Origin of the sequence: Hydrogenophaga sp. UC242_50, assembly GCF_042697355.1 — a bacterium.
Taxonomy (GTDB): Bacteria; Pseudomonadota; Gammaproteobacteria; order Burkholderiales; family Burkholderiaceae_C; genus Hydrogenophaga.
Genome location: NZ_CP170553.1, coordinates 437,495 through 457,079, shown reverse-complemented (window position 1 = coordinate 457,079; position 19,585 = coordinate 437,495). Strand labels below are relative to the sequence as shown.

The window sequence follows — 19,585 nt, the reverse complement described above, 5'->3', positions numbered from 1 at the left end:
CGATACTTTTTCGAAATTACTTGAGCTTCTGCCTGGCCTCGGCCAGGCGGGCCTCCAGGTACTCACCGTAGAAGTCGGGCACCGCAATGCCGACCAGGCGCTCGGCGAGTTCCCGCCCGTCCGGGCCGAAGAACAGCACCGTCGGCGTGAAGCGGGCCTTCCACGCCCGAGCCTGCTCGGCCGGCGTGCTCAGTTGCCCATCAAAACCTTGCAGGTTGCCGGTGCGGTCCATCACGTCGATCTGCACCGCGTGGACCTTACCTTCTCGCCGCATGGGCAGCAGGTAGTGGTTGCGCACGATGGCGCAATAGGGGCAGCCGGTCAGCGTGGTCATCACCACCAGAGGCTCGCCGCGGGCGGCCGCGGCTTGCGCGGCGCCGCGCAGCGAGGTGGGGGTGGGCAAGGCCTGCGCGGCGGTGGCGGGTGGGGGCGTGGCGATGTCGCTCATGGGTGTCACGAAGTTGGGGCGTCGTGGTTCAGACCGCGCCGCGGCGTTGAAGTTCGGCCAGGCGCTCGGGCGGGCAGGCCAGCCAGTCATCCAGCACCTCGGCCGTGTGCTGGCCCAACAGCGGTGGCGGCAGGTCGTTGCGCACCGGCGTGGCGCTGAGCTTGAGCGGGCTGGCGACGAGGTCGACCGCCTCGGCCAGCGGGTGCGACCAGGTGTGCACCATGTCGCGCGAGCGCACGTGCCCGTCGGCGAACACCTCGGCGAGGTTGTTGATCGGGCCGCAGGGCACCTTGGCGGCCTCCAGCGCGGCCAGCCAGTCGGCTTTGCCGCGCGTCTTGAGCAGGTCGGCCAGCAAGGGCACCAGCACCTCGCGGTGGCGCACGCGGTTCTGGTTCTGCGCGAAGCGCGGGTCGGTGGCGAGCCCGGGCCGTCCGGCCACCGCGCAGAACTTGGCGAACTGGCCATCGTTGCCCACGGCCAGGATGATGTATTGCGCCTGACCTTGTGCATCCGGCGCGACCTCAAAGGCCTGGTACGGCACGATGTTGGCGTGGGCATTGCCCGCCCGGCCCGGCACCTTGCCTTCATCCCGGCCGCGCACCAGGTAGTTGGCGCCCAGATTGGCGAGCATGGCGACCTGGGTGTCAAGCAGCGCCATGTCGATCTGCTGGCCTTCGCCGGTGCGCTCCGCGTGGCGCAGCGCGGCCTGGATGGCGATGGTCGCGTACAGGCCGGTGAACAGGTCGGTCACCGCCACGCCCACCTTCTGCGGGCCGCCGCCGGGCAGCGCATCGCGCTCGCCGGTCACGCTCATGAGGCCGCCCATGGCCTGGATGGCGAAGTCGTAGCCCGCGCGGTCCTTGTAGGGACCGGTCTGGCCGAAGCCGGTGATGGAGCAGTAGACGAGTCGGGGGTTGATCGCGCGCAGCGCGGCGTAGTCCAGACCGTAGCGCGCCATGTCGCCGACCTTGTAGTTTTCGACGAACACATCGGCCTTGGCGGCCAGCTCGCGGATCAGGGCCTGGCCCTCGGGCGTGGCGATGTCGCAGGTGATGGAGCGCTTGTTGCGGTTCGCACCCAGGTAGTAGGCCGCCTCGGCGGTGTCCTGGCCATCGCGTCCCTGCAGAAAGGGCGGGCCCCAGCCGCGGGTGTCGTCGCCGCCGGGATGGCCCGCGCCCGGAGGGCGCTCCACCTTCACCACATCGGCGCCCAGATCGGCCAGCGTCTGCGTGCACCAGGGGCCGGCGAGCACGCGCGAGAGATCAAGTATGCGGATACCATCCAGAGCATTCATGTTGCCATTGTGCGCGACCCCGCCTTCGCTGCGGTGTCCCGGCGGTGGCCTCTCTGGCTGGAATTCCATGTCTGTCCCCGTTCCCGGCGGTGCGCCGCGCCGCCGCCTGCGCCCGCTGGGGCTCGCGCTGTCCGCCGGGCTGGTCCTCAGTGCGTGCAACCCCACCTTCAACTGGCGCGAATTGCGCCCCGAGGGCACGACTTTGCTGGCGCTCATGCCCTGCAAGCCCGAGTCCGCCGCGCGGCCGGTGCCGCTCGATGGCGGTGCGCCGGCCGAGTTGCACATGCACAGCTGCGACACGGGTGGCCTGACCTTCGCCTTGGCCTGGGCCGAGCTGGGTAACGCCGCCCGCGTGCCCGCCGCGCTGAACGGCTGGCGCCGCGCCTCGCTGGGGGCCGTGCGCGTCGACCCGGCGCGGGCCGACGACCCCGCGACACGCTGGCCGGCGGCTGTGCCCGGCGCCACCCAGGCCCTGGGCCTGGCGGCGCAAGGCACCGACCACCAAGGCCAACCGGTGCAGGTGCGCGCGGTGCATTTCGCGCGCGGCACGCAGGTGTACCAGGCGGCAGTCTATGGCCCCGCGCTGCGCGACGACGTGACCACCGCCTTTTTTGACGGACTCAAGCTGCCATGAACCCGACTGTTCGACCCGGTCCCGTGCGCCTCGACGGCGCGGTGGCGCCGCGCCCCCCGCAAAGCGAGTTGCTCGCGCCGCGCACGGTGGTCATCGTCTTCCTGACCTTCGCGCTCGCGTATTTCCTGTCGGCGCTGTTGCGCGCCATCACGGCCACGCTCTCGCCCACCCTGAGCGCCGAGATGTCGCTCAATGCGGGCGATCTCGGCCTGCTGGCCGGAGGCTATTTCTTCGGCTTCGCGCTCACGCAACTGCCGCTGGGCAACTGGCTGGACCGCCATGGCCCGCGCACCGTGATCCTGTGGTTCCTGGGGGTGGCGGTTGCCGGCTGTGCCGCGTTTGCGCTGGCCACCAGCTTCACCTGGCTGCTGGCCGCGCGCGTGCTCATCGGCATGGGCGTGAGCGCCTGCCTGATGGCCCCGCTTACCGGCTATCGGCGCTGGCTCACGCCCCTGGCGCAGATGCGCGCCAATTCCTGGATGCTCATGACCGGCTCGTTCGGCATGGTGGCCGCCACCTTGCCGGTGCAGTGGCTGATGCCGCTGACCGGCTGGCGCGGCCTGTTCTGGCTGCTGGGCGGGTTGATCCTGCTGTCGATGGTGGGCATCGTCTGGACGGTGCCGCGCTGGCGGCGGACCGAGCCGGCGGAGGCCGCCGCGCCGGTTTCCGAGCCGGGTTACGGCATGGTCTGGCGCCATCCCTATTTCCGCCAGATGGTGCCGATCGGCTTCGTCAACTACGGCGGCATGATCGCCGTGCAGACGCTGTGGGCCGGGCCCTGGATGGTGAAGGTCGCGGGCTACACGCCGGAGCAGGCGGCCGGCGGCCTGTTCGGCATCAACCTCTGCATGCTGTGCACCTTCTGGCTCTGGGGGGTGTTCAACCCGCGGCTGGCGCGCCAGGGCTGGCTGCCCGAGCGCCTGATCGCCTGGGGCCTGCCGCTGAGTTTCGTGGTGCTGGGCGCCATCGTGCTGCTGGGCGAGCGCGCCGGCTGGCCGCTCTGGGCCCTGTATTGCGTCAGCTGCACGGTCGGCTCGCTGTCCCAGCCCGCCGTGGCCCTGGCCCTGCCGGCCGAGGCCGCCGGGCGGGCGCTCTCGGGCTACAACCTGGTCATCTTTGGTGGCGTGTTCGTGGTGCAGTGGGGCATCGGGCTGCTGATCGATGCCCTGGGGCTGTTCGTGGACAACGAGGTCGCCCGCTACCGCGGCGCCATCACCCTCTTTGCCGTCTGTGGCGTTCTCGCCTACGCCGTGTTCCTGCGCGCCCACCTGCGCCGCGCGGCCGGCCGCGCGGGCTAAACTGGGGCCATGAACGGCATCCTCATCATGGCGCACGCGCCGCTGGCCTCCGCACTGCGCCAGTGCGTGCTGCATGTGTTCCCCGACAGCGCCGACGCGGTGTCGGCGCTGGATGTGCAACCCAACGTGCCGCCCGAGGAGTCGCTGGCGCAGGCCCGCGCGCTGATGCGCCAGATGCACCTGCCGCAGACGCTGGTCGTGACCGACGTGTTCGGCGCCACGCCCTGCAACGTGGCGCAGAAACTCATCGACGGCATCAATTCCAAACTCATCACCGGCGTGAACCTGCCCATGCTGTTGCGCACCGTGTCGTACCGCCATGAATCGCTGGATGCGCTGATCTCGCGCGCCATGATCGGCGCCACGCAAGGTGTCATCCAGGTGGCGGTGACCGCGCCCCAGAACCAGGCCAAACGAGCCACGCATGATCAAGACCACCGTGACCATCAGCAATAAGCTCGGGCTGCACGCGCGCGCCTCGGCCAAACTCACCAAACTCGCCGGCGGCTTCGCCTGCGATGTGTGGATGTCGCGCGGCGAACGGCGCGTCAACGCCAAGAGCATCATGGGCGTCATGATGCTGGCCGCCGGCATCGGCAGCGTGGTCGAGATCGAGACCGATGGCAAGGACGAGCAACCTGCCATGGACGCGCTGGTGGCGCTCGTCAACGACAAGTTCGGCGAGGGCGAATGACCATCTCCATCCACGGTCTGGCGGTCTCCCGGGGCATTGCCATCGGGCGGGCCGTGATCGTGGCGTCCAGCCGTGTGGACGTGGCGCACTACTTCGTGCAGGCCGAGCAGGTCGAGAGCGAGATCGAACGCCTGCGCCACGCGCGCAACGCGGTGGCCGAGGAAATCGTGAAGGTGCAGCACAGCCTGCACGACCTCGGCCCCAATGACGCGCACCCCGAACTCACCGCGCTGCTCGACGTGCACCTGATGCTGCTGCAGGACGAGCAGCTCACCAGCGGCGTGAAGCACTGGATCGTGGACCGCCACTACAACGCCGAATGGGCGCTGACCACCCAGCTCGAGGTGATCGCGCGCCAGTTCGACGAAATGGAAGACCCGTACCTGCGCGAGCGCAAGGCCGACCTGGAGCAGGTGGTCGAGCGCATGCTGCGCTTCATGCGCGGCGTGGCCTCGCCGGTGGCGCCGGGTGGCGAAGCCAAGGCGGTGCACGACAGCAGCATCGAGGCGCCGCTGGTGCTGATTGCGCACGACCTGTCGCCCGCCGACATGCTGCAGTTCAAGCAGAGCGTCTTCGCCGGTTTCGTCACCGACGTGGGCGGCAAGACCAGCCACACCGCCATCGTCGCGCGCAGCATGGACATCCCGGCGGTGGTGGGCGCGCGCTCGTCCAGCCAGCTGATCCAGCAGGACGACTGGGTCATCATCGATGGGGATGCCGGCGTGGTGCTGGTCGATCCCTCGCCCATCCTGCTGGCCGAGTACGGCTTCAAGCAACGCCAGGGCGAGGTCGAGCGCGAGCGCCTCTCGCGCCTGAAGAACACGCCGGCCGTCACGCTCGATGGCCAGAAGATCGAACTGCTGGCCAACATCGAACAGCCCGAGGACGCCGTGGCGGCGCTCAAGGCCGGCGCCGTGGGCGTGGGCCTGTTTCGCAGCGAGTTCCTGTTCATGGGGCGGGCCGGCAAACTGCCCGACGAGGAAGAGCAGTACCACGCCTACCGGCGCGCGGTCGAGGGCATGCAGGGCCTGCCGGTCACCATCCGCACGGTCGACGTGGGTGCGGACAAGCCGCTGGACCGGGGCGCCTCGCGCGCGGGCGAGGACCACCTCAACCCGGCGCTGGGTTTGCGCGCGATCCGCTGGAGCCTGGCCGAGCCGGCCATGTTCCTGGTGCAACTGCGCGCCATCCTGCGTGCCGCCGCGCACGGCCCGGTGCACCTGCTCATTCCCATGCTGGCGCACGCCAGCGAGATCCGCCAGACCCTGGCGCTGGTCAACCGCGCCCGCGAACAGCTGGACAACGCCGGCATCGCCCATCGCCACGTCAAGCTCGGCGCGATGATCGAGGTGCCGGCCGCGGCCTTGACCATTCCGCTGTTCCTGCGCTATTTCGATTTCCTGTCCGTCGGCACCAACGACCTGATCCAGTACACGCTGGCGATCGACCGCGCGGACGAAGCGGTGTCGCACCTCTACGACCCGGTGCACCCGGCGGTGCTGCACCTGCTGGCCAGCACCATCGAGCAATGCCGGGCCAAGGGCAAGGGCGTGAGCGTGTGTGGTGAGATGGCGGGCGACGTGAGCCTCACGCGGTTGCTGCTGGGCCTGGGGCTGCGCAGCTTTTCCATGCACCCCTCGCAGATCCTGGCGGTCAAGCAGCAGATCCTGCGCTGCGACACCACGCGCCTGCAGACCTGGGCGCAGAGCGTGCTCGCCGCGGAAGACCCCGCGGCCCTGATGACCGACTAGTTGCCGTGCTCCGGCGCCGGCTGCGGCTGGTGCGCCGAGATGCCCGCCAGCACGCTGGCGCTCACGAGCACCATCGCCAGGGCCTCCAGCGCGGTGGGCCAGCGCGCCTCCCACAGGAAGCCGTAGAGCAGGGCGAACAGGGTCTCGAACAGGATCATCTGCCCGATCATGGTCAGCGGCAGCAGGCGGCTGGCCCGGTTCCAGAACGCGTTGCCGAGGATCGAGGCCACGATTGCGCATGCCGGCGGCCACGCCGATGAAGCTTCCCCATTGCGCGCCGGTGTGGTCGCTCAGGCGGCTGCCCATGAAGGCTGGCACCGCCAGCAGCAGGGCCAGCCCACCCGTCACCAGGCCGGTGAGCAGGCTCCAGTCGTGCGAGGACACATGGTCCAGGCGCACCAGCCAGCGGCTGTTGCTCACGGCGTAGGCGGTCCAGGCCGCCAGCGCACCGAGGGCGCAGAGAAAACCTGTGAGGCGGTCGGCCACCGGCGCCTCGGACGGCACGCCCAGCGCCTGCCAGGCCACGCAGGCGATGCCCGCGATGCCCAGCGCCAGGGTGAGCGCGAGCCGGCGCAGCGGTACGGCCCCGTGGCCCCGGCTGCCGATGAGCGTGACCGCCACCGGCAGGAAACCGATGACCAGCGAAGTCATCGGCCATGCCACCGAGCTGAACGGCGGATGCCAACAGCACGTAGTACAGGATGTTGCCCAGCAGGCTCAGGCGCAGCAGGGCCCACCACTCCGGTCGGCCCAACCGGGGCGCCACGGCGCGCCAGCGCGGCGCGATCAGGGCCAGCGCCACCAGGCCATAGGCCAGGTAGCGGGCGGCCGAGAGTTGCAAGGGCGAGAAGTCGCGCGCGAGTTCGGGGGCCAGGAACACGAAGCCCCAGGCGGCACCGGCGGCGGCGCCAAAGCCGATGCCCAGTGCCAGGGAGTGGTTGGGCCGGCTCATCGGTGGCCGGGCAGGAAGGAGAGGCTCATGCCCGGAGCTTAGCCCGGGCCTTCGTCGCGATCCGCTGGTGTGTCGTCGCGTTTCGCGGGTCTTGAGTGGCGCTCAGCCGCGGGGCGGCTCGCGGCGCAGGGCGGCCGTCAGGGCCGAGGGCGAGCGGTAACCGATGCGCCGCGCCGTCTCGGCCACGCTCAGCCCATGGGCGCGCCAGGCGCGGGCCTGGGCCAGGCGCTGTCGGCGCAGCCACTGCATGGGGCTGTCGCCCTGCTCGGCCTGGCAGCGCGCGGTGAACTGCGATGGGCTCAGGTGCACCTGCGAGGCCAGGTCGGCCACGGTCAGCGGGGTTTGCCAGCGCGCTTGCAGCCACTGGTTCAGCGCGGCCCAGTCGATGGGGCGGCGAGGCCGTTCCAGGGGCAGGGCGGTGGCGGGGCCGTGTTGCAACCAGGCTTCGAGCAGCAGGCCGGCGCCGGCCTGGCGGGCGCGTGGCAGGCCCGCCGACACGGCGGCGGCCAGGTAACGCGCCAGGGGCTGCACGCCGGGGGGCGGCGCCGCGACGGCCCGGGCCCAGGCGGGGTCGTGCGAGTCCAGCACCAGGCAGCGCGTGGCGTCCCGTCCTTCGAAATCGTGGTGTTCGCCCGGCGGCACCACGCAGCCGTCGCCGGCGGCGATGCGTTGCCCGCGTCCCGCCACCTCCAGTTCGAGCACACCTTCCAGGCCCACCAGGATCTGGAAGTGGTCGTGGTCGTGGCTGCCGTGCGAGGCGCCGTAGTCGCGCACGCTCAGGTGGTCGTGCGCGGCGGGCATGTCACTTCACTTCGGGGTTGAGCACGCCATGGGCCTGCTGGTCGGCGTGGTACGAGCTGCGCACCATGGCGCCCACGGCGGCATGCGTGAAGCCCATTTCGTAGGCCTTGGCCTCGAACATCTTGAAGGTGTCGGGGTGCACGTAGCGGCGCACCGGCAGGTGGTGGCCGCTGGGGGCGAGGTACTGGCCGATGGTCAGCATGTCGATGTGGTGCGCGCGCATGTCGCGCATCACCTCGAGGATTTCCTCGTCGGTCTCGCCCAGGCCGACCATGAGGCCGCTCTTGGTCGGCACGTGCGGGAACAGCGCCTTGAACTTCTTGAGAAGGTTCAGGCTGAACTGGTAGTCCGAGCCCGGGCGTGCTTCCTTGTACAGGCGCGGCACGGTCTCGAGGTTGTGGTTCATCACATCGGGCGGCGCGGCTTTGAGGATGTCGAGCGCGCGGTCGTCGCGGCCCCGGAAGTCGGGCACCAGCACCTCGATCTGCGTCTGGGGCGACAGGGCGCGCGTCTTTTCGATGCAGGCCACGAAATGGCCGGCACCGCCATCGCGCAGGTCGTCGCGGTCCACGCTGGTGATCACCACGTACTTCAGGTTCAGCTGCGCGATCGTCTTGGCCAGGTTGTCGGGCTCGTTCACGTCCAGCGGATCGGGGCGGCCGTGGCCCACGTCGCAGAACGGGCAGCGGCGCGTGCACTTGTCGCCCATGATCATGAAGGTGGCTGTGCCCTTGCCGAAGCACTCGCCGATGTTCGGGCAGCTCGCTTCCTCGCACACCGTCACCAGCTTGTTGGTGCGCAGGATGTCCTTGATCTCGTAGAAGCGGGTGGTCGGGCTGCCGGCCTTGACGCGAATCCACTCGGGCTTCTTCAGCACCTCGGCCGGCACGATCTTGATCGGGATGCGCGCGGTCTTGGCCTGGCTTTTCTGCTTGGCCGTGGCGTCGTAGCTGGCAGCGGGCTGGGCGTCGCGGACGGTGCTGCTGGCGGGGGCCGTGGGGGTGTCGAGGCGGGTCATGGCATGGGCGCGGTTGGGGTCAGGGGCTCAGGGTGGCGATGAGCTTCTGGCTCAGCACCGCCGCGGCGTCGTCCCAGGACGCCGCGACCCCGATTGTAGAAAGGTCGACCGTGGGCAGGCCCGCGTAGCCGCAGGGGTTGATGCGATCGAAGGGTTGAAGATCCATCGCCACATTGAGCGCCACGCCGTGGTAAGTGCAGTGGCGGCTGACCTTGATGCCCAGCGCGGCGATCTTGCCCAGGCCGGTGAAGTCGGGTGGGGGCAGGGGTTCGCCCGGGTTCCGTTTCTGCGGCCGCTGCGGCAGCAGGGCGTGGCTGCCGGGGTCGTCCAGCCGCACGTAGATGCCGGGCGCGCCAGCCACGCGGTGGCCGGTCACGCCGAAGGTAGCCAGGGTGCGGATCACCGCCTCTTCCACGCGGTAGACATACTCCTTGACGAAGTAACCCGCGCGCTGCAGGTCGATCAGCGGGTAGGCCACCACCTGGCCCGGCCCGTGGTAGGTCACCTGGCCGCCGCGGTTGGTCGACACCACCGGGATGTCGCCCGGGGCCAGCAGGTGGTCTTCGCGACCCGCCAGGCCCTGGGTGAAGACGGGGTCGTGTTCGCAGATCCAGAGTTCGTCGGGCGTGTCGGCCGTGCGCGCCGCGGTGAAGGCCTGCATCGCCTCGTAGGTGGGCGCGTGGTCCACCCGGCCCAGTGTGCGAATGATCACAGCACGACTTTGACCATCGGGTGCGTGGTCAGCGTGCGGTAGAGCTCGTCGAGCTGCTCGCGGCTGGTCACGTGCACCGTGAGCGTGAGGCCCAGGTAGTTGCCGGCCTTGCTCGGGCGCTGTTCGATCGTGCTTTCGTCGAAGCCGGGGTCGAAGGCGCGCGCCACATGCGTCATGGCGGTGGCAAAACCTTCCACGTTGGCGCCCATCACCTTGATGGGGAAGTCGCTCGGGTAGGTGATGAGCGATTGTTCGGGGGGGATGTCGGGCGGGAGTTCCATCGGTCCATTTTCCAGTTCTTCAGATCGATTGCGCGGCCACCGCGCGCTGGTAGCCCGCATAGAGGCTCGCGCAGACGGGGCCAGGCTGGCCGCGCTGGGCGCCATGCCCCACCGGCGCGCCGTCCAGCGTGGTGATGGACAGCACTTCCTTGGTGGCCGAAGACAGCAGCAGCTCGTCGGCCGACAGCACCTCCGCGCGCGTGACGCGGCGAAGCTCGTGCCGGAGGCCTTGCTGCCGGCAGAGTTCCTCGACGAGCCCGAAGCGGATGCCCTCGAGCACGAGGTTGTCCTTGGGCGGGCCCATGACCACGCCATCCTTGACCGCCCACACGTTGCTGGACGCGCCTTCGCTCAGAAAGCCGTCGCGGAACATCACGACCTCCACCGCGCCCGCATCGGCGGCGATCTGGCGCGCCATCACCGAGCCCAGCAGGCTGGTGGCCTTGATGTGGGCCTTGCGCCAGCGAAAGTCATCGGCGGTGACGCAGGCCACGCCGTGGGCGCGTTGCTCCGGGGTTGCGCAGCTTCATCGGGTTGGCCATCGCGAACACCGTGGGTTGGAGGCCGGGCGGCATCACGTGGTCGCGCGGGGCCACGCCCCGGGTGATCTGTATATAGACGAGCTGGTCGTGCACGCCGCGGGTCTGCTGGTCGGCGATCAGGCGCCGCGCGATGCCCAGCCATTCGTCGGGCGAAAACGGGTTGGGAATGCGCAGTTCGCGCAGCGAGCGCTCCAGCCGCGCCATGTGTTCGGCGAAGCGGAACACGCGGCCGCCATAGGCGGGGAGCACCTCGTAGATGCCGTCGCCAAAGATGAAACCGCGGTCGAGCACACTCACGCGGGCCTCCCGCAGCGGACCGTAGTCCCCATCCAGGAAGCACAGGGAGTCGGGCAGGTCGGTCATGGCGGGATTATCGGCCGCACCCTCGGGGCGCGTGGCGGGCACGGTTATCCCGTCCGCCGAATATTGACGGAGGGCTGGGGTTTCTACGTATAATGAGCGGCTTTGCAACCCAGGCGCTTTGTCGTCTGTTTGTCACGCGCGAGGTCGAACATGACGCAAGGCCATTCGATCCCGCCCGGTTGGACAGACCAGGAAGATGGGGAGCAGGAATCCGATTTCAAGCCATTGACGCGCGAAGAAGCGCAGCAGTGGCGGGTTGGCCAGCCAGTGCTCTCGCTCTGGCGGCTGGTGATGGTGCAGTGGCTGGTGGGGCTGGCGGCGAGCATCGTGGGTGGACTGCTGTGGCAGTCGTCCTCGGTGGCGTGGTCGGTTCTGTATGGCGCGGCGGCGGTGGCAATTCCTTCGGCTCTCATGGCCTACGGGTTGACCTCCAGTGCAATGTCCCGTGTGTGGGCGAAGCACGCCAACGCGGCATTTGCCGGCTTCCTGCTGTGGGAGGGCGTCAAGATCCTGTTGGCGGTGGTCATGTTGGCCGCAGCCCCCTGGGTGGTCTCTCCCTTGAATTGGTTCGGCCTTCTGGCCGGGCTTGTGTTGGTTCTCAAGGTCTATTGGTTTGGATACCTCATCCAGGCCAAGCGATCAAATGCAAACGGTTGACTCTCCGGCTCATCGGACACACGAACATGGCTGCTGAAGGCACTTTGACCCCGGGCGAATATATCCGCCACCACCTCGTCCACTTGACGAACCACAAGCAGGAATCCATCGTCGATTTCTCGGTGATCAACCTCGACTCCGTCGTGGTGAGCGCGCTGCTGGGTCTGCTCACGGTGTTCGTGCTCTGGCGTGCCGCCCGCGTTGCGCACGGCCGGCGTGCCCGGCCGCTTCCAGGCCGCCGTCGAAATGCTGGTGGAAATGGTCGATTCGCAGGCCAAATCCGTCATCCACAACGCCCAGAGCCGCAAGCTCGTCGCCCCCCTGGCGTTGACGGTGTTCGTCTGGATCTTCATGATGAACTTCATGGACATGATCCCGGTGGACCTGATTCCCCAGATCTGGCACAGCGCCGGCCCGGCCATGGGCTTCAAGGACTACCTGCGCGTCGTGCCAACCGCCGACCTGTCGACCACCCTGGGTCTGTCGGTGTCGGTGCTGCTGATGTGCCTGTTCTACAACATCAAGATCAAGGGCCTGGGCGGCTGGGCGCACGAACTCGTGAGCGCGCCTTTCGGCACCAGCAAGAACCCGGTCTGGGCCCTGCTGCTGGGCATCGTCAACTTCCTGATGCAGATGATCGAGTTCGTCGCCAAGACGGTCTCGCACGGCATGCGGCTGTTCGGCAACATGTTCGCCGGCGAGCTGGTGTTCATGCTGATCGCCCTGCTGGGCGCCTACGCCACCCTGTCGCTGGGCGGCTCGCTCTTCTTCATCGGTCACCTGATCGCTGGCACGGTGTGGACCTTGTTCCACATTCTGGTCATCACCTTGCAAGCGTTCATCTTCATGATGCTGGCCCTGATCTATCTGGGGCAGGCGCATGACGCTCACTGACGCGGCTCTCTAGGTCGCATTCGGTTTCTCTCGTTTCTTTCCTTTCTCAACAAACTTCCACTTCATAGGAGTCATCATGGAAAACGTTCTGGGTCTTGTCGCACTGGCTTGCGGTCTCATCGTCGGTCTGGGCGCCATCGGCGCATCCATCGGCATCGCGCTGATGGGCGGCAAATTCCTCGAATCGTCGGCCCGTCAGCCCGAGCTGATGAACGACCTGCAGACCAAGATGTTCATTCTGGCCGGTCTGATCGACGCTGCCTTCCTGATCGGCGTTGGCGATCGCCCTGCTGTTCGCTTTCGCGAACCCGTTCACGCTGTAAATCGGCTCGCTGCCCCGCGCGGGCTGGTGTTGCGGTGACGGCCTTCCATCCCGTCGCCACCATCCGCCACCCGTGTCGGCAGTCGGTGCGTCACCCCTCTTGTCAACACACAGAAAGGCGTTGCGATGAACATCAATGCAACCCTCTTTGCGCAGGCCATCGTCTTCGCGATTCTGGTGTGGTTCACGATGAAATTGGTGTGCGCACCCATCGCCAAGGCGCTCGATGAGCGTGCGTTGAAGATTTCCGAAGGCCTGGCCGCTTCCGAAAAAGCCAAGACCGAACTGGCCGTGGCGCAACAAGCGGGTGGAAGAAGAGTTGAGCAAATCGCGCAACGAATCCGCCACCCGCCTGGCCGACGCCGAGCGACGTGCCCAGACCGTGATCGAAGAAGCCAAGGCCCGTGCCACCGAAGAGGCTTCGAAGATCGTGGCGGCCGCCCGCCAGGACGCCGATCAGCAGGTCGTCAAGGCCCGCGAAGCCCTGCGCGAGCAGGTGGCTGCCTTGGCCGTCAAGGGTGCCGAGCAGATCCTCAAGCGCGAAATCAATGCCGGCGTTCACGCCGAATTGCTGGGCCGCCTGAAGACCGAGCTCTGATCCGAGCCTGACGCCACCGACCGGCATTCAAAGGACCACCATGGCAGAAATCGCCACCATTGCCCGCCCCTATGCGGAAGCGCTGTTCAAGGCCGCAGGCCCTGACGCGGCTGGCGCCGCGGCCTGGCTCGACGAGCTGGCTGCCCTGGCCGCCAATGAACAGCTGCGTCAGTTCGCCGACAGCCCCAAGACCGAACCCGATCAGGTGCTTTCGCTCATGACCGGCCTGCTCAAGAGCAGCCTGCCCGCCATCGGCCAGAACTTCCTGCGCACCGTGATCGAGAACGGCCGCATCGAGGCCCTGCCCGAGATCGCCGCCCAGTTCCGCGCGCTGAAGAACGCGCAGCTGGGGGCGTACGACGCGGTGGTCCACAGCGCCTTCGAGGTGGACAGCGCCACGCTGGCCGAGCTCTCCGGGGTGCTGGAAAAGCGCTTTGGACGCAAGCTCAACCTCCAGGTGAAACTGCAGCCCGATCTGATCGGCGGCATTCGCGTGGTGGTGGGCGACGAGGTGCTCGACACCTCGGTCAAAGCCCGCCTGGAACAAATGAAGATTGCCCTGACGGCCTGACGGCTGTTTTTCCGGGCGCGCCTGCACACCATTTAACGAAAGAAGGAAAGAGTCATGCAACTCAATCCCGCCGAAATCTCCGAACTGATCAAGTCCCGCATCGAGGGTCTGGGCGCATCCAGCGATGTGCGCAACCAGGGCACTGTGGTCTCGGTCACCGACGGTATCGTCCGTGTCCACGGCCTGTCCGACGTGATGCAGGGCGAAATGCTGGAATTCCCGGCCAACAAGGATGGCGTGCCTTCCTTCGGCCTGGCGCTGAACCTCGAGCGCGACTCCGTCGGCGCCGTGATTCTGGGCGAGTACGAGCACATCTCCGAAGGCGACACCGTGAAGTGCACGGGCCGCATCCTGGAAGTGCCGGTCGGTCCCGAGCTCGTTGGCCGCGTGGTCAACGCCCTGGGCCAGCCGATCGACGGCAAGGGTCCGGTCAACGCCAAGATGACCGACGTGATCGAGAAGGTCGCCCCGGGCGTGATCGCCCGCAAATCGGTGGACCAGCCGGTGCAGACCGGCCTGAAGTCGATCGACTCCATGGTGCCCGTCGGCCGTGCGCCAGCGCGAGCTGATCATCGGTGACCGCCAGACCGGCAAGACCGCCGTGGCGATCGACGCGATCATCAACCAGAAGGGTCAGAACATGACCTGCGTCTACGTCGCGATCGGCCAGAAGGCCTCGTCGATCAAGAACGTGGTGCGTGCCCTGGAGCAGGCTGGCGCGATGGACTACACCATCGTCGTGGCCGCTTCGGCTTCCGAATCCGCTGCCATGCAGTACCTGTCGGCCTACTCCGGCTGCACCATGGGCGAATACTTCCGCGACCGTTGCGCAGGACGCGCTGATCGTTTATGACGATCTGTCCAAGCAGGCCGTGGCCTACCGCCAGGTCTCGCTGCTGCTGCGCCGCCCACCAGGCCGCGAAGCCTACCCCGGCGACGTGTTCTACCTCCACAGCCGTCTGCTCGAACGCGCAGCCCGCGTGAACGCCGACTACGTCGAAGCCTTCACCAAGGGTGAAGTCAAGGGCAAGACCGGTTCGCTGACCGCACTGCCCATCATCGAAACGCAGGCCGGCGACGTGTCCGCTTTCGTGCCGACCAACGTGATCTCGATCACCGACGGCCAGATCTTCCTGGAAACCAGCCTGTTCAACGCCGGTATCCGCCCCGCCATCAACGCCGGTATCTCGGTGTCGCGCGTCGGTGGTGCTGCCCAGACGGACCTGATCAAGAAGCAGTCCGGCGGCATCCGTACCGACTTGGCCCAGTACCGTGAACTGGCTGCGTTCGCGCAGTTCGCTTCCGACCTGGACGAAGCCACCCGCAAGCAGCTCGACCGCGGTGCCCGCGTGACCGAACTGCTGAAGCAGGCCCAATACGCGCCGCTGTCCATCAGCCTGATGGCCGCCTCGCTGTTCGCTGTGAACAAGGGCTATCTGGACGACATCGACGTCAAGAAGGTGCTGTCGTTCGAAGCCGGCCTGCACGCCTTCCTGAAGGACAAGCACGCCGCCCTGCTGCAGAAGATGGAAGGCGGCAAGGCGCTGGACAAGGACAAAGAAGCCGAAGCCCAGCTCGCCGCCGCGGTTGCCGATTTCAAGAAGACCGGCACGTACTGATCCGCCCCATTGACCAGCTAAGGAGCCCCAATGGCAGCAGGTAAGGAAATACGCGGCAAGATCAAATCGGTGGAGAACACCAAGAAGATCACCAAAGCCATGGAAATGGTCGCCGCCTCCAAGATGCGCAAGGCGCAGGAGCGCATGCGCTCCGCGCGTCCCTACGCCGAGAAGGTGCGCCAGATCGCTGGCAACCTGAGCCGGGCCAACCCGGAGTACACGCACCCGTTCATGCAGACCAACGACGCCAAGACCGCCGGTTTTGTCGTGGTCACGACCGACAAGGGTCTGTGCGGTGGTCTCAACACCAACGTGTTGCGTGCGGTGACGACCCAGCTCAAGGAACTGCAGGCCCAGGGCGTGAGCGCCGAGGCCGTGGCGATCGGCAACAAGGGCCTGGGCTTCCTCAACCGCATCGGTGCCAAGGTGGTGTCCAGCGTGACCGGGCTGGGCGACACGCCTCACCTGGAAAAGCTGATCGGCCCCGTCAAGGTGCTGCTCGATGCGTACACCGAAGGTCGCATCAACGCGGTCTACCTGTCGTACACCAAATTCATCAACACGATGAAGCAGGAATCGGTGATCGAGCAACTGCTGCCGCTCAATGCAGGCACCTTGCAGGACAACGCCGGTGGCCGCGACTGGGACTACATCTACGAACCCGATGCAGCCACCGTCATCGACGAACTGCTGCTGCGCTACGTGGAAGCCCAGGTGTACCAGGCGGTCGCCGAGAACATGGCGTCCGAGCAATCCGCCCGCATGGTGCGCATGAAGGCCGCCACCGACAACGCCGGCAGCGTCATCGGTGAACTCAAGCTGGTCTACAACAAGACCCGTCAGGCCGCGATCACGAAAGAACTTTCGGAAATCGTCGCCGGTGCCGCCGCGGTCTGAAGCAGCCGCCCAACCGAATCCAGAGAAAACAGAAGGTATCCATCATGTCTCAAGTACAAGGCAAGATCGTCCAGTGCATCGGCGCCGTCGTGGACGTGGAATTTCCGCGCAACCAGATGCCGCGCGTTTACGACGCGCTGAAAATGGAAGGCTCCACCCTGACGCTGGAAGTCCAGCAGCAGCTGGGCGACGGCGTGGTGCGCACCATTGCGCTGGGCTCGTCCGACGGCCTGCGCCGCGGTATGGTGGTGTCCAACACCGCCAACCCCATCATGGTCCCGGTCGGCAAGGCCACCCTGGGCCGCATCATGGACGTGCTGGGTGCGCCTATCGACGAGCGTGGCCCGGTCGATCAGACCCTGACGGCTTCGATCCACCGCAAGGCTCCCGCCTACGACGAACTGTCCCCCTCGCAGGAACTGCTGGAAACCGGCATCAAGGTGATCGATCTGGTCTGCCCGTTCGCAAAGGGCGGCAAGGTGGGTCTGTTCGGTGGTGCCGGTGTGGGCAAGACCGTGAACATGATGGAACTCATCAACAACATCGCCAAGGCCCACAGCGGTCTGTCGGTGTTCGCTGGTGTGGGTGAGCGCACCCGCGAAGGCAACGACTTCTATCACGAGATGGCCGACTCCGGCGTCGTGAACCTCGAGAAGCTCGAGGACTCGAAAGCTGGCCATGGTCTACGGCCAGATGAACGAGCCGCCGGGCAACCGTCTGCGCGTGGCCCTGACCGGCCTGACCATCGCCGAGTCGTTCCGCGACGAAGGCCGTGACGTGCTGTTCTTCGTGGACAACATCTACCGCTACACCCTGGCCGGTACCGAAGTGTCCGCCCTGCTGGGCCGCATGCCTTCCGCCGTGGGCTACCAGCCGACGCTGGCCGAAGAAATGGGCCGTCTGCAAGAGCGCATCACCTCCACCAAGGTCGGCTCGATCACCTCCATCCAGGCCGTGTACGTGCCTGCCGATGACTTGACCGACCCGTCGCCCGCCACCACCTTCGCCCACTTGGATTCCACCGTGGTGCTGAGCCGTGACATCGCCGCGCTGGGCATCTACCCCGCCGTGGACCCGCTGGACTCCACCAGCCGCCAGCTCGATCCGCTGGTGGTGGGCCAGGACCACTACGAAACCGCCCGCGCCGTGCAAGGCACGCTGCAGCGCTACAAGGAACTGCGCGACATCATCGCCATCCTGGGCATGGACGAACTGGCGCCGGAAGACAAGCTGGCCGTGGCCCGCGCCCGCAAGATCCAGCGTTTCCTGTCGCAGCCCTTCCACGTCGCTGAAGTGTTCACCGGCTCGCCCGGCAAGTACGTGCCGCTGGCCGAAACCATCCGTGGTTTCAAGATGATCACCGCCGGTGAATGCGACCACCTGCCCGAGCAGTCGTTCTATATGGTCGGCACGATCGACGAAGCCTTCGAAAAGGCCAAAAAGGTGGCGTAAAGCGGCGCCCCGGGGCGTCTGGCGTTGTTGCCGTGCTCGCCGTACCTTGGTACGGCTCCGCGCGGCGCCTAGCCAGCCACCCCGCTGCTTGCTTTCCACTCACCTTTTTTATTGGAGTAACTATGAGCACCATCCGCGTCGATGTGGTCAGCGCCGAAGAATCCATCTTCTCCGGCGAAGCCAAGTTCGTGGCGCTGCCGGGCGAGGCCGGTGAGCTGGGCATCCTGCCCGGCCACATTCCGCTGATCACCCGCATCAAGCCCGGCGCCGTGCGCATCGAGAAGGCCGATGGCGGTGAAGAATTCGTGTTCGTGGCCGGTGGCATTCTGGAAGTGCAACCGCACCACATCACCGTGTTGTCCGACACCGCGATCCGTGCGCACGACCTCGATGAGGCCAAGGCGACCGAAGCGCGCCGGCAGGCCGAAGAGGCCGTGAAGAACGCCAAGAGCGATCTCGATCTGGCCAAGGCCACGTCGGAACTCGCGGTCATGGCCGCGCAGATCGCCGCTCTGCGCAAATACCGCCAAAAGAAATAAGCGACGACTTCGTGTCGTTTATCAAAGAAGGACCGGCCTCGTGCCGGTCTTTTTGTCGGCTTTTGCGGCGAGCCGTGTGACAGTCCGCATACCATCTCGGACAAGACAAGAACACGTTGGGAGCATCGCCGATGTCATCCATTTTTGAGAGCCCCGACATGGCCCCGGAAGAGGTGGCAGCCCGTTTGCTGGTCACCTCGTCGGCGCTGGCCGACCTCACCCTGAGCGATGCGTTGAAAGTGGTGGGCTACATGCGGCCCAAGCTCATCAAGGCGGGCGCGGTCATCATCCAGGAGGGGGAGGTCAAGCAGACCGACTACATGCTGCTGGTGCTGGAAGGCGACATCGCGGTCGAGAACGAGTTGCCCGGCCTGCATGAGAGCATGGTGGTGAACATCATGGGCCCCGGCCACCTGATCGGGGAAATGGGCGTGCTGGATGGCGCGCCGCGCTCGGCCACCTGCACCGCCAACACCGACATCGCGGCGGCCGTGCTCTCGCGCACGGCCTTGATGCGCCTGCTCAAGGACGACCCGAGGTTGGGCGCCCGCTTGCTGCTGGCGATCTCCAAGCGCATGGCCGATCGACTGCGCGAGACCACGCGCAAACTCAAGACCTTTGCCCAGATGAACAAGGCGCTGCAGCAGGAGTTGAATGTGGCGCTCAACAACGGCCGCACCGCGCAGGACAAGCGGCGCGGCTGAGTCCGCCGGCGCTCTTCAGCGGCGCACGACGCCGTCGGCCAGCTCGTTGCGCCGGGTGGCGCCGGCGTCGGCCGGGAAGTGCAGCACCAGCAGGGCGGACACTTCTTCCAGGGCCTGCGTGAGCCCATCCTCGAACGCCCCCTCGCGCAGGCGCGCGCCCAGACGGTCCACGATGGCCTGCCATTCGGCCGGCGCGACGCGTTGCGCCAGCGCCCGGTCGGCCACGAACTCGATGGCGTGCTCGGCCAGCAGCAGGTAGATCAACACACCGTTGTTGTGCTCGGTGTCCCAGATGCGCAGGCGGCCGAACCAGGTCAGCGCGCGCTCGCGCACCACGGTGGACAGCGGGGTGCTGGCATTGATGCGCCAGAGGTAGCTCAGGGGCAGGGCGGCTTCGACGCACAGCCGCACCTCGCCGCTGTGCCGGCCTTCGCTGGCGGCCACGCGCCGCGCCAGACGCTCGGCCATGTCGTCGGGCACCGCGCGCGCGGTGTCCGAGGCGTCCAGCCAACGGTGCTTCAGGATGCGGGCGAGTTTGTTCATG

Annotated in this window: 17 protein-coding genes and 7 pseudogenes; 15 read left to right on the top strand and 9 right to left on the bottom strand. The window is 67.1% G+C overall.

Annotated elements, in window-relative coordinates; all coding sequences use genetic code 11:
- Positions 1-16: 16 nt before the first annotated feature.
- Positions 17-448 carry a thioredoxin fold domain-containing protein gene (locus ACFJGX_RS02355; RefSeq protein ID WP_382322843.1) on the bottom strand — a complete coding sequence of 144 codons (432 nt, stop codon included), beginning with the start codon at positions 446-448 and terminating at the stop codon, positions 17-19.
- Positions 449-476: 28 nt separating this feature from the next.
- On the bottom strand, positions 477-1,742 hold the full coding sequence (locus ACFJGX_RS02350; RefSeq protein WP_382322844.1) for a CaiB/BaiF CoA transferase family protein: 1,266 nt from the start codon (positions 1,740-1,742) through the stop codon (positions 477-479).
- Positions 1,743-1,809: 67 nt separating this feature from the next.
- Between ACFJGX_RS02350 and ACFJGX_RS02345 the strand changes: the two genes are divergently transcribed.
- From ACFJGX_RS02345 to ptsP, 5 genes are read left to right on the top strand one after another with little or no spacing between them, the layout of a single operon-like run.
- Complete coding sequence (locus tag ACFJGX_RS02345; RefSeq protein WP_382322845.1) at positions 1,810-2,376, top strand: hypothetical protein; 567 nt, start codon at positions 1,810-1,812, stop codon at positions 2,374-2,376.
- The gene (locus ACFJGX_RS02340) at positions 2,373-3,674 is read left to right on the top strand and encodes an MFS transporter (protein ID WP_382322846.1); all 1,302 of its coding nucleotides are present in this window, start codon (positions 2,373-2,375) and stop codon (positions 3,672-3,674) included. Before ACFJGX_RS02345 ends, ACFJGX_RS02340 begins: the two co-directional genes overlap by 4 nt.
- A 9-nt stretch (positions 3,675-3,683) precedes the next feature.
- The gene (locus ACFJGX_RS02335) at positions 3,684-4,130 is read left to right on the top strand and encodes a PTS sugar transporter subunit IIA (RefSeq protein ID WP_382163137.1); all 447 of its coding nucleotides are present in this window, start codon (positions 3,684-3,686) and stop codon (positions 4,128-4,130) included.
- Entirely contained in the window at positions 4,099-4,368 is a 270-nt protein-coding gene (locus tag ACFJGX_RS02330; RefSeq protein WP_297398850.1) for an HPr family phosphocarrier protein, read from the top strand. Before ACFJGX_RS02335 ends, ACFJGX_RS02330 begins: the two co-directional genes overlap by 32 nt.
- Positions 4,365-6,119, top strand: a complete 1,755-nt coding sequence (gene ptsP / locus ACFJGX_RS02325) for a phosphoenolpyruvate--protein phosphotransferase (RefSeq protein WP_382327657.1) — start codon at positions 4,365-4,367, stop codon at positions 6,117-6,119. Before ACFJGX_RS02330 ends, ptsP begins: the two co-directional genes overlap by 4 nt.
- On the opposite strand, the pseudogene ACFJGX_RS02320 reads toward ptsP, so the two are convergent.
- From ACFJGX_RS02320 to ACFJGX_RS02295, 6 genes and pseudogenes are all read right to left on the bottom strand, one after another.
- Positions 6,116-7,071 (bottom strand): annotated as a pseudogene (locus ACFJGX_RS02320) (DMT family transporter). The gene ptsP and the pseudogene ACFJGX_RS02320 sit on opposite strands and share 4 nt — an antisense overlap.
- A 102-nt stretch (positions 7,072-7,173) precedes the next feature.
- Positions 7,174-7,872 carry an AraC family transcriptional regulator gene (locus ACFJGX_RS02315; RefSeq protein WP_382322848.1) on the bottom strand — a complete coding sequence of 233 codons (699 nt, stop codon included), beginning with the start codon at positions 7,870-7,872 and terminating at the stop codon, positions 7,174-7,176.
- A gap of 1 nt (position 7,873) precedes the next feature.
- Positions 7,874-8,890 carry a lipoyl synthase gene (gene lipA, locus ACFJGX_RS02310; protein WP_291114503.1) on the bottom strand — a complete coding sequence of 339 codons (1,017 nt, stop codon included), beginning with the start codon at positions 8,888-8,890 and terminating at the stop codon, positions 7,874-7,876.
- A 19-nt stretch (positions 8,891-8,909) separates the two neighbouring features.
- The gene (lipB, locus tag ACFJGX_RS02305; RefSeq protein WP_382322849.1) at positions 8,910-9,602 is read right to left on the bottom strand and encodes a lipoyl(octanoyl) transferase LipB; all 693 of its coding nucleotides are present in this window, start codon (positions 9,600-9,602) and stop codon (positions 8,910-8,912) included.
- Positions 9,599-9,883 (bottom strand): DUF493 family protein, encoded by a 285-nt coding sequence (locus tag ACFJGX_RS02300; RefSeq protein WP_382163125.1) that lies wholly within the window; start codon positions 9,881-9,883, stop codon positions 9,599-9,601. The genes lipB and ACFJGX_RS02300 overlap by 4 nt, the downstream gene beginning before the upstream one ends.
- Before the next feature lie 19 nt (positions 9,884-9,902).
- A pseudogene (locus ACFJGX_RS02295) lies at positions 9,903-10,788 on the bottom strand (D-amino acid aminotransferase).
- Positions 10,789-10,938: 150 nt separating this feature from the next.
- Between ACFJGX_RS02295 and ACFJGX_RS02290 the strand changes: the two are divergent.
- The 10 genes and pseudogenes from ACFJGX_RS02290 to ACFJGX_RS02245 all read left to right on the top strand — a co-directional run bounded on the left by ACFJGX_RS02290 (position 10,939) and on the right by ACFJGX_RS02245 (position 19,041).
- On the top strand, positions 10,939-11,445 hold the full coding sequence (locus ACFJGX_RS02290; protein ID WP_382322851.1) for an ATP synthase subunit I: 507 nt from the start codon (positions 10,939-10,941) through the stop codon (positions 11,443-11,445).
- Between the two features lie 26 nt (positions 11,446-11,471).
- Positions 11,472-12,339, top strand: a pseudogene (gene atpB, locus ACFJGX_RS02285) (F0F1 ATP synthase subunit A).
- Positions 12,340-12,415: 76 nt separating this feature from the next.
- Positions 12,416-12,662, top strand: a pseudogene (gene atpE, locus ACFJGX_RS02280) (F0F1 ATP synthase subunit C).
- Positions 12,663-12,787: 125 nt separating this feature from the next.
- Positions 12,788-13,259, top strand: a pseudogene (locus ACFJGX_RS02275) (F0F1 ATP synthase subunit B).
- 40 nt (positions 13,260-13,299) lie between these two features.
- Positions 13,300-13,830: a F0F1 ATP synthase subunit delta gene (locus ACFJGX_RS02270; RefSeq protein ID WP_291114483.1), complete on the top strand. Its 531-nt coding sequence runs from the start codon at positions 13,300-13,302 to the stop codon at positions 13,828-13,830.
- Positions 13,831-13,884: 54 nt separating this feature from the next.
- A pseudogene (atpA, locus tag ACFJGX_RS02265) lies at positions 13,885-15,449 on the top strand (F0F1 ATP synthase subunit alpha).
- A gap of 30 nt (positions 15,450-15,479) precedes the next feature.
- On the top strand, positions 15,480-16,346 hold the full coding sequence (atpG, locus tag ACFJGX_RS02260) for a F0F1 ATP synthase subunit gamma (protein ID WP_382327655.1): 867 nt from the start codon (positions 15,480-15,482) through the stop codon (positions 16,344-16,346).
- Positions 16,347-16,390: 44 nt separating this feature from the next.
- A pseudogene (atpD, locus tag ACFJGX_RS02255) lies at positions 16,391-17,798 on the top strand (F0F1 ATP synthase subunit beta).
- Positions 17,799-17,920: 122 nt separating this feature from the next.
- A complete protein-coding gene (locus ACFJGX_RS02250; protein ID WP_382327653.1) occupies positions 17,921-18,337 on the top strand; it encodes a F0F1 ATP synthase subunit epsilon in 417 nt (138 codons plus the stop codon).
- A gap of 158 nt (positions 18,338-18,495) precedes the next feature.
- A complete protein-coding gene (locus tag ACFJGX_RS02245; RefSeq protein ID WP_291114468.1) occupies positions 18,496-19,041 on the top strand; it encodes a cyclic nucleotide-binding domain-containing protein in 546 nt (181 codons plus the stop codon).
- A 15-nt stretch (positions 19,042-19,056) separates the two neighbouring features.
- Here the strand turns inward: ACFJGX_RS02245 and ACFJGX_RS02240 are convergent, their stop codons facing one another.
- Entirely contained in the window at positions 19,057-19,584 is a 528-nt protein-coding gene (locus ACFJGX_RS02240) for a TPM domain-containing protein (RefSeq protein ID WP_382163109.1), read from the bottom strand.
- Between the last annotated feature and the right edge of the window lies 1 nt (position 19,585).

Excerpts from the sequence above, each read along its gene's own strand:
- ACFJGX_RS02290 (WP_382322851.1), top strand. The coding sequence starts at position 10,939 with ATGACGCAAGGCCATTCGATCCCGCCCGGTTGGACAGACCAGGAAGAT.
- ACFJGX_RS02245 (WP_291114468.1), top strand. The coding sequence starts at position 18,496 with ATGGCCCCGGAAGAGGTGGCAGCCCGTTTGCTGGTCACCTCGTCGGCG.
- lipA (WP_291114503.1), bottom strand. The coding sequence starts at position 8,890 with ATGACCCGCCTCGACACCCCCACGGCCCCCGCCAGCAGCACCGTCCGC.
- ACFJGX_RS02270 (WP_291114483.1), top strand. The coding sequence starts at position 13,300 with ATGGCAGAAATCGCCACCATTGCCCGCCCCTATGCGGAAGCGCTGTTC.
- atpG (WP_382327655.1), top strand. The coding sequence starts at position 15,480 with ATGGCAGCAGGTAAGGAAATACGCGGCAAGATCAAATCGGTGGAGAAC.
- ACFJGX_RS02350 (WP_382322844.1), bottom strand. The coding sequence starts at position 1,742 with ATGAATGCTCTGGATGGTATCCGCATACTTGATCTCTCGCGCGTGCTC.
- ACFJGX_RS02250 (WP_382327653.1), top strand. The coding sequence starts at position 17,921 with ATGAGCACCATCCGCGTCGATGTGGTCAGCGCCGAAGAATCCATCTTC.
- ACFJGX_RS02355 (WP_382322843.1), bottom strand. The coding sequence starts at position 448 with ATGAGCGACATCGCCACGCCCCCACCCGCCACCGCCGCGCAGGCCTTG.
- ACFJGX_RS02315 (WP_382322848.1), bottom strand. The coding sequence starts at position 7,872 with ATGCCCGCCGCGCACGACCACCTGAGCGTGCGCGACTACGGCGCCTCG.
- ptsP (WP_382327657.1), top strand. The coding sequence starts at position 4,365 with ATGACCATCTCCATCCACGGTCTGGCGGTCTCCCGGGGCATTGCCATC.
- ACFJGX_RS02335 (WP_382163137.1), top strand. The coding sequence starts at position 3,684 with ATGAACGGCATCCTCATCATGGCGCACGCGCCGCTGGCCTCCGCACTG.
- ACFJGX_RS02330 (WP_297398850.1), top strand. The coding sequence starts at position 4,099 with ATGATCAAGACCACCGTGACCATCAGCAATAAGCTCGGGCTGCACGCG.
- ACFJGX_RS02240 (WP_382163109.1), bottom strand. The coding sequence starts at position 19,584 with ATGAACAAACTCGCCCGCATCCTGAAGCACCGTTGGCTGGACGCCTCG.
- ACFJGX_RS02340 (WP_382322846.1), top strand. The coding sequence starts at position 2,373 with ATGAACCCGACTGTTCGACCCGGTCCCGTGCGCCTCGACGGCGCGGTG.
- ACFJGX_RS02300 (WP_382163125.1), bottom strand. The coding sequence starts at position 9,883 with ATGGAACTCCCGCCCGACATCCCCCCCGAACAATCGCTCATCACCTAC.
- ACFJGX_RS02345 (WP_382322845.1), top strand. The coding sequence starts at position 1,810 with ATGTCTGTCCCCGTTCCCGGCGGTGCGCCGCGCCGCCGCCTGCGCCCG.